This window comes from Agrobacterium bohemicum, assembly GCF_002896715.1.
In the GTDB taxonomy this organism is placed as follows: domain Bacteria; phylum Pseudomonadota; class Alphaproteobacteria; order Rhizobiales; family Rhizobiaceae; genus Agrobacterium; species Agrobacterium bohemicum.
Map to the genome: position 1 here is coordinate 59,559 of NZ_PGEL01000026.1, position 15,842 is coordinate 75,400.

Consider the following 15,842-nt stretch of genomic DNA (forward strand, 5'->3'; position numbering starts at 1 on the left):
CCGGCCTCCCCTGAGCACTCATTACTTGGCCGTCTTGGCATCTTCCATCAGCACGGCGCGCAGATCGACGCCCTCGCCCTGATAGCGGCTGAGATTGTCAGCAGTGATCAGCGCCTGCGGGGTGGCGACCACGCGCGGCAATTTCTGACCGGCAACAAGGCGCAACGCGGTTTCGAGTGCGACTTCGCCCGTCAGAACCGGGAAGCTGTCCACGGTTCCGGTGAGTTCGCCAGCCTTGATGGACGCGTAGGCATCGGAAATGCCATCCGTGCCGAAAACCGCGACCTTGCCTGCAAGACCGGCAGCCTTGACCGCTTCGACAATACCGAGCGCCATGCCGTCATTGTTGGCGTAAAAGCCGATTAGATCAGGGTGCTGGTTGAGAATGTTGGTGGCGGCATCATAAGACGTCTGGCGATCCCAGTTACCGGGAACGCTGGCGACGACCTGGAACTTGCCGCCTTCGCTGATGGTCGACTTGAAGCCATCGGTACGCTGCACGGCGGCATAAACGCCAGCCTGGCCTTCAACGATGGCCACCTTGCCGCCTTCAGGGCGGTTTTGGATGAACCACTTGGCAACACGCACGCCGTTGTCGCGCTGGACGTTACCAACATAGTGTTCCGCCTGCGGAATGACCGCGTCGTTGACGTTGACGACAGGAATATTGGCGGCCTTGGCTTGTTCGATCACCGGCTGCAGATTGGCATCCGTCTGCGGCGATACCAGCAAGACATTGAAACCCTGCGTGATCATTCCTTCTGCAATCGTCAACTGGCCCAACTGGTCACCCTCGCTCTGGGCGGCCTGGTAAGCAACGGGAACGTTGACCTTCTTGCCGAAAGCCTCATATCCGAGACCGAGCGAGCGCCAGTATTCGTTGGTCAGCGTCTTGGAAACCGCGCCAGCTTTCGTACCTTCAGGCAGTTTCGGGAATGGGCCGAGCTTGGCTTCAAGCTGCGACCAGTCCATGCGGTCNTTTTCCGTGTCGGAATTAAGCGGCGCAAGTTCCTGCGCAAAAGCGGCGCTGAACAGGAAGCTGGCGGCAAGCCCGGCAGCCATCGTGGNTTTCAAAAAGGTCTTCATCGGTTTCCTCCCGGATGGTGTTGTTTTCGGCAAACCTTCGGCATGCCTTTGGTAAAAGGTTCAGATTTCGAGAATGTCAGCGGTCTTGCTTCAGCCGAGCATAAGCTCCTGAATGACGGCTTGGGCGGAAACGGCATCCTGCCGCTCCACGGCACCGGACAGGCGATTGTCCTGCTCGATGCGATCCACGATTTTCAACATCCGCTTGACGGTCTGGATATTGACCTCGCATTCGTGAACGGGGTCTAGGCCAGTCATATCCGGGAACGTGTCGAAGTAGATGGCGCCATCGTAGCCGTCTTTACGGATCTGACGCAGAAGCTCGATGGTTTGCTGCGTGTGGACAGCACCGACCATCAGGCCATCATCACGCTTGGCATAACCATCGTTCNAATGAACACCGAGGACGCGGCTGTAACGGGCGATCAGGGCCGCTGCAAAAGCGGGCTGCTCGTCGGCATAAAGCACATGCGCGAAGTCCAGCGTGACGCCGAGATTGGGCATATCGACGTCTTTGATTGCCAGAAGTGTCGTCGCACAATCGGGCATCAGGCTGTAGGAGCGAGGCTCGTTTGGCTTGTATTCGATGCTGACAAGGCAATCGGGATCATGCGCACACACTTCACGAATACCATCAATTTCGTGTTGCCACAGAGTGTGGTAATCAGCCTGGAAGGCATAATCGAAACCATCCTGGCCAAGCCACAGGGTCATCAGATTGCTGCCAGCGGCACGCGCGGCATCAATGCCCTTTTTCGTCAAGTCGATCGCTTCGCGTCTGACAGCAGCATCCGGGTTGGTAAAGGCACCAATCTTAAAGGCAGGATTGGTGTAGTAGCGCATGGCAAAACCGTTAATTGCCAAGCCCAAATCTCCGATCTGACGCGCGAGAAGTGCAGGATCTTCGGCTACATGGTCAGGGTAGTTAAGGTCGAGATCAGTCAGACCCTGCACCTTTGCAGCGCGCTTTGCCATCTGCAGCATTGTCGGCTTGCCGGATAGGTCAGGCCACTCGGCAGCCGGCTTCGAGGCGAAGGAATTCAGTCGGGTGGCGAATTTCAATTGGGTCACAGATCTAGCTCACTTCCGTCGTTGTGAACGTAACTTCACAAATTAATTTTATTTTGTAAAGCTATATATGTTGTGCGACGCATCAAATCGGTGNTTTTTCGAGTCCGCTGCACAACACAGAGGCATGCGGAGAAGGGCCGCCGAGGTTCCAGCAGCTATTGATGACAAGATGTGAAATGAGCCTCGAGTCTTGCCGTCAGAACAGACGACAATCCCATGGCGTCAGCGCGCCATGACGGCCTCTATTTCGGCAAGCATCGGCATTGCAGGCGCTGTACCACGTCGTGTCACGGCGATACCGGCTGTCGCACAGCCAAACCGCGCGGCTTGGCACGGCCCGGTTCCTCGTGACAATGCTGCTGCAAAGCCACCCACGAAAGCATCGCCAGCGCCCGTCGTGTCCAAGGTAGGACCGCATGAGAAAGCAGGCAAATGAACGGACTGCCCTCGCGCATGAAACAACACACCGCGACCACCTAGCGTGATGATTGCGACGCCGACACCGCGAGACAGGAACTCATCACCGGCGCGCTGGGCATCGTCAATGGTATCTATGGGAAAGCCGACCAGGGCTGCGGCCTCCGTCTCGTTCGGAATGATAAAGTCGCAGAGGCGATAGATTTCCGCCGGAAAGGGCTCGGCTGGCGCGGGGTTGAATATCGTTTTGACACCGGCGTTGCGGGCGATTTGAAGCGCGTGCTGTGCCGCCTGCGCGGGCTGCTCCAACTGAGTCACGAACACCGCCGATTTCTCGATGGTCTCCCGCGCCGCCTCGACATCGCTGACATCGATCGTGCCTGCGGNCCCCGCATAGACGATGATGGCATTATCGCCCGTGCTGTCATTGACGTATATGAAGGCTGCGCCTGTCGGCTGATCATCCATGATCGTCAGATTGGTCGTTACACCAGCCTGCTCATATGNTTTCAGCGCGAGGTCACCGAATGTGTCACGACCAATCTTGGAGATGAAGGAAACCTCGGCACCAGCGCGCGCAGCAGCGACCGCCTGATTGGAACCCTTGCCTCCTGGCCCAACGGAAAAGCCGCTTCCGGTAATCGTCTCGCCGACGGCTGGCATGCGCGGAGCAAGATAGGCGGTATCGGCAACGAAAATTCCGAGAATGGAAACTCCAGACTTCATGGTAAACCTCAAACTTTTCAACCAGGCAAAATGCTGGCGTTCAACGCTGTATCGAGCATTGTCTTCTCATTAACGTCGTTTATTTGACCGCCCCGGCCGTCAGACCCTTCACGATGTAACGTTCAAGGAAGATGCCGACCAGCACCAGCGGCATGATGGCTGCGGTTGCGATGGCCGCCATGGACCACCAGTTGATGCCTTGCGAGCCTGTCTGGCTTGCTACCATCACCGGCAATGTCTTCGCATTCGAACTCGTAAGGAGTGCTGCGAAGAAATACTCGTTCCAGCATAGAATCACCGAGAGGATGAAGGCCGCGACCATACCTGGGAGCGCGATGGGCAGAACGATACGCATGAATGCACCCCAGATCGAGCAACCATCAACCAGCGCCGCCTGCTCCAGTTCCACGGGAATAGTGTCGAACTGGTCACGCATGATCCAGATGACGATGGGAAGCACCATCAGCGTATAAACGAGGATGAGGCCGACCAGAGTATCGAGCAACATGAGGTGCTTGTAGAGTACTAGAAATGGCATGGCCAAAACGACGGGTGGCAGGATAAGCTGCGACAGAAAGAAGAAGGAGATATCCTTGTTCTTCATCCAGAGGAATTTATAGGAGAAGCGGCTAAGGCCGTAAGCTGCAAGAGAGCCGATGACAACGGCGAGGAACGAAGCGCCGGCAGAAGCGACGATGCTGTTGAAAAAACGCCGGACGAACTCGTCACGGACAGTCGATTGAACAAAAATCGTATCCGGCGATAGCCCCAGCGAGCGCCAACCCTTCCAGTCCGGTGTGAAGTCAACGAAGGGAATAAGATGTCCCTGGGTGACGTTGACAGCCGTCTTGAAGGACGTCGTGATCGTCCAGTAAATCGGAAACAGCGAGACAAAGGCCCAGAATACCAGCGCCGCATAGATCAGCAGGCTTTTGGTCAGAAACTGCGGACGGCGGGACCACAAGCTTGGCTGCGTGGTGGATATCTCAACATGTGTTGCCATTGGGTCCAGCCTCAATTGTCGCGTTGCATCCATCGGCTCGCCCCTTTGAGGATGAGCGCGACGNAAATGATGATGATGACGAGATAAAACTCCGCCAGCATGGTGCCGTAACCGACATTCGAGCGGTCCCGGTATTCGCGGAAGATGAAGCTGGACACCGTGTCCGTCGCGCCCCCTGGCCCGCCAGCGGTAACGTTGATCACGATATCGGCGAGNTTCAGCTGAAAGATGATGCGCAGGATGATGACGGTGATGCTGACAGGCAGCATGAGCGGAAAAGTGATTTCCTTGAAGCTCTGCCAGCCCGAAGCACCATCCACTTTCGCGGCTTCCTTGATTTCGGAAGGCAAAGCCTGAAGGCCTGCAAGCAGCAGGATCATCATGAAGGGAATGGACACCCAGGCATCCATCGCAATGATCGATGAACGGGCAAGCCATGGTGTCGAGAAGAATGCCGGATTGTCCCAGCCGAGATAACGCGCAAGCGTAGCCGCCGGGCCGAAGCGATACTCCATCAACGACTTGCCGATCATCCAGCTCACGGCCACCGGGCTGAGCATCAGCGGTAACAGGAAGGCGACGCGGAAGAATTTGCGCGCCTTGATCTCAGCGTTGAGAAGCAATGCCAGCCCGAAGGCAATGGCGTATTGCACCAGCACCGACAGAACGTAATAGACCATGTTCAGCAATGCGTTCCAGAAATAACGATCTGCAAAGAGGGTGCGCAGATTATCCAGACCGTTGAAACGACGACCGGCAGCGGCGCTGAGGTTCCAGTCAGTAAAGGCGATATAGAGGCCAAATACCGTGGGAAACACGACCATGGCGACGGTGAAGAGAACGGCGGGGAGCACGAAGGCCGCGCGCTGGCCCGCTTCCCCTCGGATCATCACCTGTGCGGCGCATAGCGCCACAGCCCATATGACATAGGCAAACAGCAGCGGCCGCCAACTGATGAAACCAAACGCGGTAAAGCCCGCCGCATCCGATATCTGGAGAGCAAGGACAACAAACATAAGAACGGTCGCGGCCAACAGCAAAAGCTTGCCGCGCTTGGCGGCGCTCCGTTGAACGGTGGTCTGTTCGACGGGCTGCAAAGTTGGCGTGATCGTATGCGACATGGGCAACCTCGAGGCTGGAAAGCCGTATTCAAACGGTCGTTGCTCAGGCGGTACAATGCTGGACCGCCTGAGACTATCGGTTTAGGCATCAAGCTCCGAGTGAAGCCTTGTAAAGCGCGATCTGCTTTTCGCGACCAAGCTGGTCGGTGACCTTTTCCCAGGCTGCGGCGATAGCATCTGCCCCTTCCTGCGCACTGGCCTGTCCGGCAAACACCTTGGCCAGTTCATCTTCCGCCACACTGTAATACTGGAAGATACCCGGTATGCGTGGCTCGATGGCGGCATTGGGGTGGTTGTAGGAGTTGGACTGGGAAGCGAGATAGCTCGAGATAAACGCCTCGTCATACCCGGCCGTTACCCATTCCTTGATATCGAACTGGCTTTTGCGATAGCACTGGAAGCCGGATGGATAGGCAGCAGTCCACAACGCCAAATCCTTGCCGCCGAGATGGGCTGCAGCACTCCAGGCCGCTTTCTTCTTTTTCTCGTCGCTGTCGACACGGGCCATGACATAAACACCCCAACCGAGATAGGCCATGTTGGGCGCAAAGTTGGGGCCGCTGGCAAGTTTGTCCCATGTGCCGGTCTTGGAATTGTAGACATCGTCAGAGCCAGGCAAAATATCAAAGCCGATGCTGTCGCCGATAACAGAGGTATCGCTGGTGCGTGCAGCTGCACCGACATCACCCCACCACGACACCATCGATCCGGTGCCAGCCAGAAATTGCTGGAAAGCTGCCGTGCCGGGATCGGCGTTCAGCTGGTCGCCCGCTTCAGATGGCAGCGCGTCGATCACATCCTGAATGGCACGAACCCAGGCTGGGTTGTTGATTCGTGGCTTCATGGTGTCGGTATCGAACAACCAGGCCTTGTCGTCGGGGTGCTTGGCATAAGCCGTTGCGCGGCTGCCGAGGAAGTAGAACCCGAAACCACCCCATGCCTTTGGCGAATCGAGATAGCCGATGGCATCGGTGCCACCAATTTTCTTACCCTTGAGGAACTTAGTGACTTCCTGCACCTTCTGCCAAGTTCTCGGCACGGCCCAATCGCCTTCATGGCCTTCGTCCTTCCAGGCCTTCGCCAAATCGGCATCGGTGAAGTAATCGGTACGATAGTTGAAGTTGTGGCAATCGCCATCGACGGACACACGGTAGGTCTTGCCATCCCAGGTACCGACGGGCGCTTTCAGGTAATCGACGTAATCGTCCATATCGATCTGGGTCTTGACCCAATCCGGCATTTCCGATGCCAGCCCCTTGCCGCAAACATCGCCTTCGAATGGCGCGCCCATTTCGAGAAGGTCGAAATCGACTGTGCCGGTGGCGATTGCCTGCTGGAGGCGCGGATTGTAGTCGGCCTGCGCCAGATCGATCCAGGTGATCTTGGCGCCGGTGTAGTCTTCCCAAGGCTTGAGGAAGCCGCGGAACAGGACGTTGTGGAGGTTCTGGTTGTTTAGGCCCATGAAGGAAAGTTCGACACCAGCAAACTCGCCCTGCTTCACGCTCTTCTTGGTGGCCTCAAGGCACATCTCACCGACTTTTTGCCAGTCGGCATCCGTTGGTGAGCCCTTGCCCACACCCGGCACCTGCAAAATCTGGGTACGCAAGGATGCATCCTGAGCGAAGGCCGATCCAATCGGGCCGAGCATGCTACCGGACGCAGCCACTGCACCGAGGCTCGCGCCGGTTTTCAAAATGGCGCGGCGGCTCAGCCCAATCGCCATCATTCTTTCGAAATCACTGACTTTCATGTGGTTCTCCTCCCGTTATTGATACGCCACTTTTGTGGTTGCTGACGCTATCTCCTCAAAGCGTCAGGTAGAATTCATTCCAGCCGCTGCCCGCTTTCGCCATCGAACAGATGGACCAATTCGGCATTCGGCGTCATTGCAATGGTGCCACCCGAGGGTTCTTCCACCCGGTCACGAAACACGCCGATGATCTTCTGCTGCCCGAGTTTCGCAAAGACCTGTGTTTCCGAGCCGGTCGATTCCACGACAGTGACTTGCGCGTTGACGGGACCGCCGAGCGCGAAATGCTCTGGCCTGATGCCGTAAAATGCGGATTGACCATCGGAACCAGCAGGTGCGCGGACAAGCGGCAGACGGATGCCCTCATCGGTTTCGAAATAAGGCTCTCCGCCGCTACGGATATGACCCTTGATGAGGTTCATGGATGGAGATCCGATGAAACCGGCAACGAATGTGTTGGCGGGCTTATCGTAGAGCGTCAGAGGCGAGCCAATCTGCTCGACCCGTCCATCGCGCAACACAACGATACGGTCCGCCATGGTCATGGCTTCGACCTGATCATGCGTTACGTAAATCATGGTCGTGGCCAGCCGCCGCTGCAATTCCTTGATTTCCGCGCGCATCTGTACACGCAGCTTGGCATCGAGATTGGAGAGCGGTTCATCGAACAGGAAGACCTTGGGATCACGCACGATGGCGCGTCCCATCGCCACGCGCTGGCGCTGGCCGCCCGAGAGCTGGCGAGGGTAGCGGGCAAGATAGGGAACGAGATCGAGAATTTCGGCGGCTTTGCGGACCCGGGCATCGATATCGGCTTTCGTCTCGCCCCGCATTTTGAGCGCGAAACCCATATTTTCCGCCACCGTCTTATGCGGATAAAGGGCATAGCTCTGGAAGACCATCGCTATATCACGGTCCTTCGGTGGCAGGTCGTTGACCACCTTGCCGTCGATCTGGATATCACCAAAAGTAATCGGTTCGAGACCCGCGACCATGCGCAGCAGCGTCGATTTTCCGCAGCCCGACGGGCCGACCAGAACGACGAATTCGCCGTCGGGTATCTCAACGGAAACGCCATGGATAACCGTCAGGCTGCCATAGGCNTTTCCGACATTGACGATATTCATCGATGCCAAAAGTTCTTCTCCTCCCAGAGCGTCGCATACTCCTCGCGACACGGACATCACCCCCGTTTATGCGGCGGATACAACAACTTGCTGCACCCGCCGCCATGTCGTTATCCCGGGAGGATATCGTCCGATACCCGAACTTCACACAATTATATCTTATTGTAAATTACATCTTCCCGAGTTTGTTAAATATTTTGGACCCTCGCTCTCCCATCTCGGAATAATCGCGANTTTACGAATAAAAACAGTTGAAATAGAGCGGCGGCCATCTAAGATGTGGCCTCTCTGTTGCGCAAGGATCCACTACATTACAAAAAGTTCACAATTCGTGAAGAAAAATTGGGAAGGCATGTGAGATGCTTAAAGGAATAGATCCGGCCTTAAATGCAGAGCTTCTTTATGCCCTTATGTTGATGGGCCATGGCGATCAATTGGTCTTGTGCGACATCAACCATCCCGCCCAGACCATTGCCAAACAAACGACATACGGTCGCCTGATCGATGTTTCCGGCTGCGGGCTTACGCGTGCAGCGGAAGCGATACTGACGCTTTTTCCGCTAGACACATTCGTCGATGCACCGGTTAAACGCATGCAGGTGGTCGGCGANCCCGAAGGTCAGGTTCCGATTTTTGCGGCTATGCAAGCCGTGGTCGATCGTTCCGAAGGCCGCGCGGTACTGATAGAGCCGCTGGAACGGTTTGCGTTTTACGAGGCCGCCAAGAAGTCCTTCGCAATCGTCAGAACATCAGACCCCGGGCCGTATGGGTGCTTCANTTTCAGCAAAGGCGTTTGCTAGGAAAAACAAAGCAAAACCCGGCAAAAAGATTACCGGGTTAAAAGATATCGCTTTTAGTATTCTGTTGAAGGTCAGATGGCTGCAACGGTAGACATGGTGTCGCCCATGTGGTTGGCGAGAAAATGCTTGGCCCGGTTAACACGGCTCTTGACGGTTCCAACCGAGANTTTGCATTCACTTGCAGCATCGTCATAAGCTTTGCCATCCTCGATAACGAGATGAAAGACGTGACGATAAACGGTCGGCATTGCTTTCAACGCACGATCATATTCGATCTTGCGCACNGCCCACTCCTGTGGAAATGGCGCTGCGGGAATGCGATGCTCCATGTTGTCAGTCCCAACCGTCGTGCGCTTGCTTTTCTGGTAGGCGGTGTGATGCGCATTGCGCATGATCGTAAACATCCAGGATTTTAGACTGGTACCGGGCGTAAAGGAGTGCATCGCTTTGAGAGCCTTGAGCAGCGTTTCCTGAACAAGGTCATCCACATCGGTCTGCGTGCGATGAAAACGCCATGCGAACTTTTGAAGTGCTGGGATAAGAGCGACAATTTCCTGCTGAATCTTTAAGTCTGAGGACATGCTTGATCTCCTTGCTAGAGGTAGATCAAGTCGTAGAAACCGTCATCGTTCCGATAAAAGGCACAACAGTACGCTAGCGTACGATCTGTCTAATATACTTGCATCCACGGTGATTTAGAGTAAGTGCCGCCAAGAGAATGGGGTATTTTTGGTATGGAAAATCCTTGGATTACAAAGGTAATAAGCAGGTTGCTCTTTATTTTTCTCGCAGACCCTTTTCCTCATCCCATTCTCACGGCCGTCCGGAATGGAACGGTTCCGACGATATCACCGNTTTCGGTGGTAATCTCAAAGATTTCTCCGTCGATAACCTCGCCCTGTGCCAAACGTTCAGCCAGAATTTCACGGGCAGCATGAAAGGCCTCATCACATGCCGCTTCGAGTGTTTCGAACTCCGCGCCTTCTGGATCTCTTGCCAGTTTTCCATGGGTACGGACGTGAAAGTAATAGCGCATCTCAAATCTCCGATTTCACTTCGAACCATCGGCACTTGCTAAAGTTTCATCGAATTCTGACATGCCGCGGAAATGAGAGGTCGCTTTGAACTCTGCTTTGCCGCCGCATCATGCCTTACCGACATCAAGAAAGGGTGCCCCATTGACCTGGACCAATAATGGTTTGCTTAAAACTCTGTCCGCAGAAGACATCGATCTTGTGCGACCCCATCTCGAACCTGTTGCTTTGGAGCAGGAAGCGTCGTTGTTCGAAAGCTACGAGCCAATCAAGCATGTCTACTTTTTCGAGAGTGGGCTTTCCTCAGAGGTCGTCGTAGCCAGCAAATCAATCGAGGTGGGGTGTATAGGTAACGACGGCTGTTCTGGCGTGCCTGTATTACTGGGTGTAGACTCCAGCCCTCACAAGGCGTTCATGCAGGCTGGAGGTAAAGCACTCAGGATCGCTTCGCCTGACCTTGTCGGGCTCATGGATGACAGTCGCACGCTTCGCGAGCTTCTTCTGCGATACGCACATGTGTTCATGATCCAGATCGCAGCGACGGCGCTGGCAGACGGGCGATACGGCGTGGAGCAGCGGCTCGCCCGCTGGCTTCTGATGTGCCAGGACCGTCTCGGTGACGAACTTCCCCTGACACATGATTTTCTGGCTGTTATGCTGGGTGTAAGACGGCCGAGCGTCACAGATGCCCTGCATAAGCTGGAGGGTAATCTGGCCATTAAGGCAGAACGTGCGCTGATTACCGTCAGAGACCGCAGGATTCTCGAGGAAACAGCCGGGGATTCTTACGGAATACCGGAAGCGGAATATCGACGCTTGATCTCGCATCGCTAACGGGGGGCTCTGGCCTGACCGCATTCTGCGATCGGGTCACGTGCGTTTTCAATATCCGGTCATTTCCAGATAGCCAACGCCGGTGGTGCTTCCTGTGAAGGAGATCGGCCCCTCCCAATAGGATGTGGAGGTCGCCATCCATGCCTGATCATTCAGCGCATTGGTGGTGATATCCAGCCCCTTGCTGGGAATTCGAACTCGCCAGGTTACAGGTATGTCTTTGCCATCGACCTTTGCTTGTCGCAACGGCTCAAGAGAGACGTCATCTCCAGAGAGCGGCGTCGTTTTTCCGTCGTTCGATATCCAGTTTGCCGAGATATAGCCTCCGCCGCTGTCTCGGAGGCGAAAAGCCATTAGCTTTTCTCCAGAGGCAAGATGCAGTGAAAACCAGTCCCAGCCCGTCTGATCTGACGCGAGCGGCTGCGAAGACCATTCCCTATCAAGCCAGGCTTTACCGCTGACCTTGACCGGTGCCCCGCCCATGGTGACCGTTCCGCTCACCTTATAAAACGGCTGGGAATAGTAATAACTCGCCTGCCCCGCCAATGATTTCACCGAATATCCACGATCACCCTGCAAGACCAGCGGCCCGCTAGCGGATAGATTCAACTGATAGCCGAAGTCCTGGCCGCTAGCGCCCAGCTCGACATTATCCAGTTGGTCTCCTCTATCGGGTGGCAAGGACGTCATGCGCCAATCATCGACCCATGCTTCGAAAGGGCTGGCGGTAACGCCAGCCTGCCCCACCCCGCCTCTAGCCAGCCGTTCCGCTACGTAATGATGCTGTGCAGTTGTGATCGCCGCATGTCCCAGCCATATCTGTCGGCTGGACCAGCCGCTTTCTTCACCCGGCGCAAGCGCCGAACGAAACAGGGTCCATTGAGCACCCAAAGGGGTGCCATCCTCCGTTTGAAGATTTGCAGTGACGTACCACCACTCAATCCTGAAATCGGAGTGCGGTCCATGGTCCCGGGGAAAGGACAGCATCGTGCCGCGTTTGGGTATCTGAAACCCTTCGGCATCCGACCCCAGACCTGCAAATCCCTGAGCCCGAACGCCGCCGGGAAGACAGATCAGCATCGATAACAGAGCGAGAGAAGCGAAGTGCCTAGCGTTCATTGGCAAATACCCGAAGCAAGTCGGAGGGATTGATCGTCGCCAGCCTGATGACAGGCAGCAAAACGGAAAGTGTCGCCGCGACCAGCGCTATTGCGCCAAGTCTCAACCAGTCACTAGGGAAGATCATCATCGGCAATCTCCAACCGAAGGCCTCAACATTGACGATGACAAGCAACACCCAGGCGAGCGCAAGCCCGACTGGAACGGCAAAGACGAAGGTCAGGAACCAGAGAGCGAGCGTTCTCAAAATCTCCATCAAAGCAAGATTTCTGCGACGTATACCCATGGCCCACACGGGGGCAAGCTGCGGCAGCCTGATACCGGAAAGGGTCAAAAGGCTGGCGAACATTGCAAAGCCTGCCACAGCAAGGGTGAGCACATTCAGGGCGGCAGTGACGGTGAAAGTCTGCTCGAACACGGCGCGTGATTGTTGCTTGATGGAAGCCTGATCCACGACATTGCTTGCCGGAATAGCCAGTTCTTCCACGATCTGACGTTTGAGCTCTGGTGCTCGCCGTGGGTCCACGCGCACTCCATATCTAAGTTTAGGAATGTCGGGATAATGACGGAGAAGGGCATCCGCGCCAACCATCACCTGTCCNTTTGGATTTCCATAATCGGAGTAAACGCCTGATACGGTAACCATCCATCCATCGGGCAATGTGATGTTCTGGCCGAGTTGGACGCCTTTTTCGCGCCATAGCTGCTCGTTGATCAAAGCACCTCGCCCCTGCGCGACCATATCCCAGGTGTCGGGCGACCGTTCTATGAGTGGCCAATGATCCCGGTAGGTCGAATGATCGGCCACACCTGTGATCTGCAGTTCGTTTCCCAGGATATTACCCTGCGTACTCCAGATTGGCAGCACGGCATCAGCGTGGGAGGGCAACCATTGCCGGAGCCGGGCAGCTTCCGTCTCGTCACGCGCGGTGACGTAGAGTTCCGCAACCAGGCGCTGATCGAGCCAACCAACGAAGGTGGTGCGGAAACTCGACACCATCGTGCCGACCCCGACATTGGCCGATAACGCCAGAAGAAGGGCCATGAGCGCGAGCGACAGCCCGGGCAATTGCAGCCGCGTATCCGCCCAGAACCATTCCGTCATGGCGCCTCCCGCCCGCCGCTCAGCGAGACGCAGAATTGTGGACAGGACGGCTGGAAGCAGAAGGGCAAAACCGAGCAGAAGAGTGCCCAACACGATGAAGCCGGACACCAGACCAGTACCTGCCAGAGCCAGAGCAACGGACATAATCAACAGCGCGGCCCCGGCAAGAGACTGAACCTTCAATCCTGTTTTCGATGCCAGTGCCCAGGCCTNGGGTTGAGCGCCAGCCAGAATGGGCATCTGACGTACCCGCCAGAGGCTCTGCGCCGAAGATATTGCTGTTCCCGCCAACGCCATACTCATTCCGGCCAGCCACCATTGTGGCCTGAGAGACAGGCTGCCTGTGACCTCTGCGCCGTAAAGCCCACGGAGCGTCGCCGCAACACCCGGCAGCAGCATCGATGCCATGACGTAGCCGAGGACCACGCCGATGACGCCGGAGATGAAAGCAAGAGCCATGATTTCAACGACCAACATTATCGTCAGCGCCCGCAGTGAAACACCTAGACAGCGCACAGTGCGGAATGTGGCTCGGCGCTGCTCGAACGAAAGGCCCGTTGCAGAGTAGACGATGAACAGGCCGACGATAAATGCGAGGAAACCGAAGGCCGTCAGATTAAGGTGGAAACTGTCCGTGAGCCGCGCCATATCTGGCCGTTCTGTGGTTACCAACTGGAGTTCAGGCGCAATCGTTTCCAGCGATGACAGGCCTTGCCTTTGTGTGGACGCTATCACAAGTCTGCTGAGAACTCCGTTTTTCTCCAGCAATCGATCCGCAACACCGATATCTGCAAATGCAGCACCATCCGGAATATCATCTGAAATTTTCAATCGTATTCCGTCCACACCGGCCAGACGAGTCGCTGTGGCTGGTGAGACGACAAGCAGATTCGTCCCGCCGATAAAATCCACCAGCTCGGACGAACCTGAAATCGTCACCACTCGGCCTTCACTGGGCATGGACAGGAGATCAATCCCGACAAGCCTGATGCGGACCGAACCGAAACGGTGATCGCCCTCAATCACCGGTGAAACATTCCACCCGGCGCGTCGCAGTCTGGCGAAGCTCGCCAGCGGTATTCCATCACCATTTTTCGCGACGAGTTGTGAAAGGCCGCTTTGTTCCAGAATGGCAGCGGAGCGCGCATAACTTGCCCGCGCTTCGGCATTGATAGCCTGAACGCCGGACCACAAGGCAGTCGCCAGAGCGATGCCAAGGACCAATGTTACAAGCTGAAGCNGGCGATATCGCCAGTAGGAAATCAGGACGAGAAAAGTCGCCCTGTTCATGCGACGATTTTTCCGTTGCGCAAAAGGACCTTACGATCCAGCTTATCCGCGAGCCGCATGGAATGCGTGACCAGCAGAAGTGCGCAGCCCGCAGTTCGGCTTAGCGACAACATCAGATCAAGCACAGCATCACCCGTGGACTCATCCAGATTACCGGTAGGCTCATCTGCCAATACGAGCGGCGGCGTTGCTGCCAGCGTCCGAGCGATGGCAACACGTTGCTGCTGCCCGCCTGACAACTGCTCGGGATATCTGTGCGTCAGTGCGTCGAGACCAAGTTGCCCGATCAACTCTCTTTGCCAGGCAGCATCGAACCGACCAGCGAGTTTTGCGTGAAATGCAACATTGGCTGCCACATCCAGTGAGGGAATAAGGTTGAATTGCTGAAAAATTAATCCCACCTCGGTGCGCCGATATTCCGCGCGCCCGAGCTCATCCAGAGCGGTGATATCGCGGTCGTTCATCAGAATGCGACCACGGTCCGGCCTGTCGAGACCACCTGCGAGATGGAGAAGCGTGCTTTTTCCGCTACCCGACTCGCCCGTCAAAGCAACACTCTGGCCACTCGTTACAGACAGGTCGATGTCCTTCAAGACTTCGACCTGTCCCTCCGGTGTAGTGTAAGACTTGGCTATGTTGGAAAGGGATATCAGCATCAGGTCCAGTTTCGCACTCTACACATCGATCGGCAAGCTGTGACTGATGCCACCGGATGCGCGGACAATTGTATGAAACGCTCCGGTAAAACCCATAAAATTCCTGGAACGCTATTCTGCTAATGTATCATCAACCACGTCTGTTTGGGGCCGATCACCACCGCGTACGTGCTGCGTTAGCCATTGGCCGTCCGCCAGTTGAAAGGAGATATCAAGTTCTTCCCCACCAATCTGCTGACGACGCGCCGCATCCTTGGCCGCTTTGAGCGCGGTATCGTGATCGGGAAACGTCTCGGACCAGACATCGCCAAGCCGGTACGCATAACCGCCATCGTGTTCGCCAACGTGATAGGTAATTGCCANTTTCATCTCCATTGTAAGCGTTGGAAAACGTGACCAGGAGACAGATGTTCCTTGCAACCCGAAGATAGCGATGTTCTGGCTAGCCGCCGCACGACTCAAATTATGTCATCAACCATATAAAATATATCTNAAACCTCTATTANTTTTATATAAATATAATTTTTGTTAGCTTTGGAATACGAGTCGACTTAGTTCGTACGCATCCGGCTTCTATATGATCTCTCAATGCAAATTTCGCGCAAAACGCAATACCGCCAGAGATACGCCGGCTGAAAAAGATTTAATGATACGGTCTAGGACATAGAAAAATTGAACCGGACGAATGGGATGTCAGCACAAT

15 protein-coding genes are annotated in these 15,842 nt (G+C 55.6%); 2 read left to right on the forward strand and 13 right to left on the reverse strand.

Annotated elements, in window-relative coordinates; genetic code table 11:
• Nucleotides 1-21: 21 nt before the first annotated feature.
• The 7 genes from CUC55_RS13930 to CUC55_RS13960 form a co-directional block, all read right to left on the reverse strand.
• Nucleotides 22-1,086, reverse strand: a complete 1,065-nt coding sequence (locus CUC55_RS13930; protein ID WP_170063889.1) for a sugar ABC transporter substrate-binding protein — start codon at nucleotides 1,084-1,086, stop codon at nucleotides 22-24.
• 90 nt (nucleotides 1,087-1,176) lie between these two features.
• Nucleotides 1,177-2,148 (reverse strand): sugar phosphate isomerase/epimerase family protein, encoded by a 972-nt coding sequence (locus CUC55_RS13935; protein ID WP_170063894.1) that lies wholly within the window; start codon nucleotides 2,146-2,148, stop codon nucleotides 1,177-1,179.
• Between the two features lie 231 nt (nucleotides 2,149-2,379).
• Nucleotides 2,380-3,300, reverse strand: a complete 921-nt coding sequence (rbsK, locus tag CUC55_RS13940) for a ribokinase (RefSeq protein WP_103088257.1) — start codon at nucleotides 3,298-3,300, stop codon at nucleotides 2,380-2,382.
• 79 nt (nucleotides 3,301-3,379) lie between these two features.
• Nucleotides 3,380-4,303: a carbohydrate ABC transporter permease gene (locus tag CUC55_RS13945; protein WP_067646447.1), complete on the reverse strand. Its 924-nt coding sequence runs from the start codon at nucleotides 4,301-4,303 to the stop codon at nucleotides 3,380-3,382.
• Between the two features lie 11 nt (nucleotides 4,304-4,314).
• Nucleotides 4,315-5,424: a carbohydrate ABC transporter permease gene (locus tag CUC55_RS13950; protein ID WP_103088258.1), complete on the reverse strand. Its 1,110-nt coding sequence runs from the start codon at nucleotides 5,422-5,424 to the stop codon at nucleotides 4,315-4,317.
• An 88-nt stretch (nucleotides 5,425-5,512) separates the two neighbouring features.
• Nucleotides 5,513-7,174 (reverse strand): type 2 periplasmic-binding domain-containing protein, encoded by a 1,662-nt coding sequence (locus CUC55_RS13955; RefSeq protein ID WP_067646453.1) that lies wholly within the window; start codon nucleotides 7,172-7,174, stop codon nucleotides 5,513-5,515.
• A 74-nt stretch (nucleotides 7,175-7,248) separates the two neighbouring features.
• Entirely contained in the window at nucleotides 7,249-8,310 is a 1,062-nt protein-coding gene (locus CUC55_RS13960; RefSeq protein WP_103088259.1) for an ABC transporter ATP-binding protein, read from the reverse strand.
• A 350-nt stretch (nucleotides 8,311-8,660) separates the two neighbouring features.
• Between CUC55_RS13960 and CUC55_RS13965 the strand changes: the two genes are divergently transcribed.
• A complete protein-coding gene (locus tag CUC55_RS13965) occupies nucleotides 8,661-9,101 on the forward strand; it encodes an RbsD/FucU family protein (protein ID WP_103088260.1) in 441 nt (146 codons plus the stop codon).
• A gap of 71 nt (nucleotides 9,102-9,172) precedes the next feature.
• On the opposite strand, the gene CUC55_RS13970 is transcribed toward CUC55_RS13965, so the two are convergent.
• Entirely contained in the window at nucleotides 9,173-9,682 is a 510-nt protein-coding gene (locus CUC55_RS13970; protein WP_103088261.1) for an RNA polymerase sigma factor, read from the reverse strand.
• A gap of 221 nt (nucleotides 9,683-9,903) precedes the next feature.
• Nucleotides 9,904-10,137, reverse strand: coding sequence for a DUF6894 family protein (locus tag CUC55_RS13975; protein WP_103088262.1), 234 nt, complete (start codon nucleotides 10,135-10,137; stop codon nucleotides 9,904-9,906).
• 142 nt (nucleotides 10,138-10,279) lie between these two features.
• Between CUC55_RS13975 and CUC55_RS13980 the strand changes: the two genes are divergently transcribed.
• Nucleotides 10,280-10,969 carry a Crp/Fnr family transcriptional regulator gene (locus CUC55_RS13980; RefSeq protein WP_082760210.1) on the forward strand — a complete coding sequence of 230 codons (690 nt, stop codon included), beginning with the start codon at nucleotides 10,280-10,282 and terminating at the stop codon, nucleotides 10,967-10,969.
• A gap of 48 nt (nucleotides 10,970-11,017) precedes the next feature.
• On the opposite strand, the gene CUC55_RS13985 is transcribed toward CUC55_RS13980, so the two are convergent.
• The 4 genes from CUC55_RS13985 to CUC55_RS14000 all read right to left on the reverse strand — a co-directional run bounded on the left by CUC55_RS13985 (nucleotide 11,018) and on the right by CUC55_RS14000 (nucleotide 15,508).
• Nucleotides 11,018-12,088 (reverse strand): lipocalin-like domain-containing protein, encoded by a 1,071-nt coding sequence (locus tag CUC55_RS13985; protein ID WP_067646472.1) that lies wholly within the window; start codon nucleotides 12,086-12,088, stop codon nucleotides 11,018-11,020.
• A complete protein-coding gene (locus CUC55_RS13990) occupies nucleotides 12,078-14,483 on the reverse strand; it encodes an ABC transporter permease (protein WP_103088263.1) in 2,406 nt (801 codons plus the stop codon). Before CUC55_RS13990 ends, CUC55_RS13985 begins: the two co-directional genes overlap by 11 nt.
• Complete coding sequence (locus CUC55_RS13995; RefSeq protein WP_067646480.1) at nucleotides 14,480-15,139, reverse strand: ABC transporter ATP-binding protein; 660 nt, start codon at nucleotides 15,137-15,139, stop codon at nucleotides 14,480-14,482. Before CUC55_RS13995 ends, CUC55_RS13990 begins: the two co-directional genes overlap by 4 nt.
• 111 nt (nucleotides 15,140-15,250) lie before the next feature.
• A complete protein-coding gene (locus tag CUC55_RS14000; protein ID WP_103088417.1) occupies nucleotides 15,251-15,508 on the reverse strand; it encodes a hypothetical protein in 258 nt (85 codons plus the stop codon).
• Nucleotides 15,509-15,842: the final 334 nt, after the last annotated feature.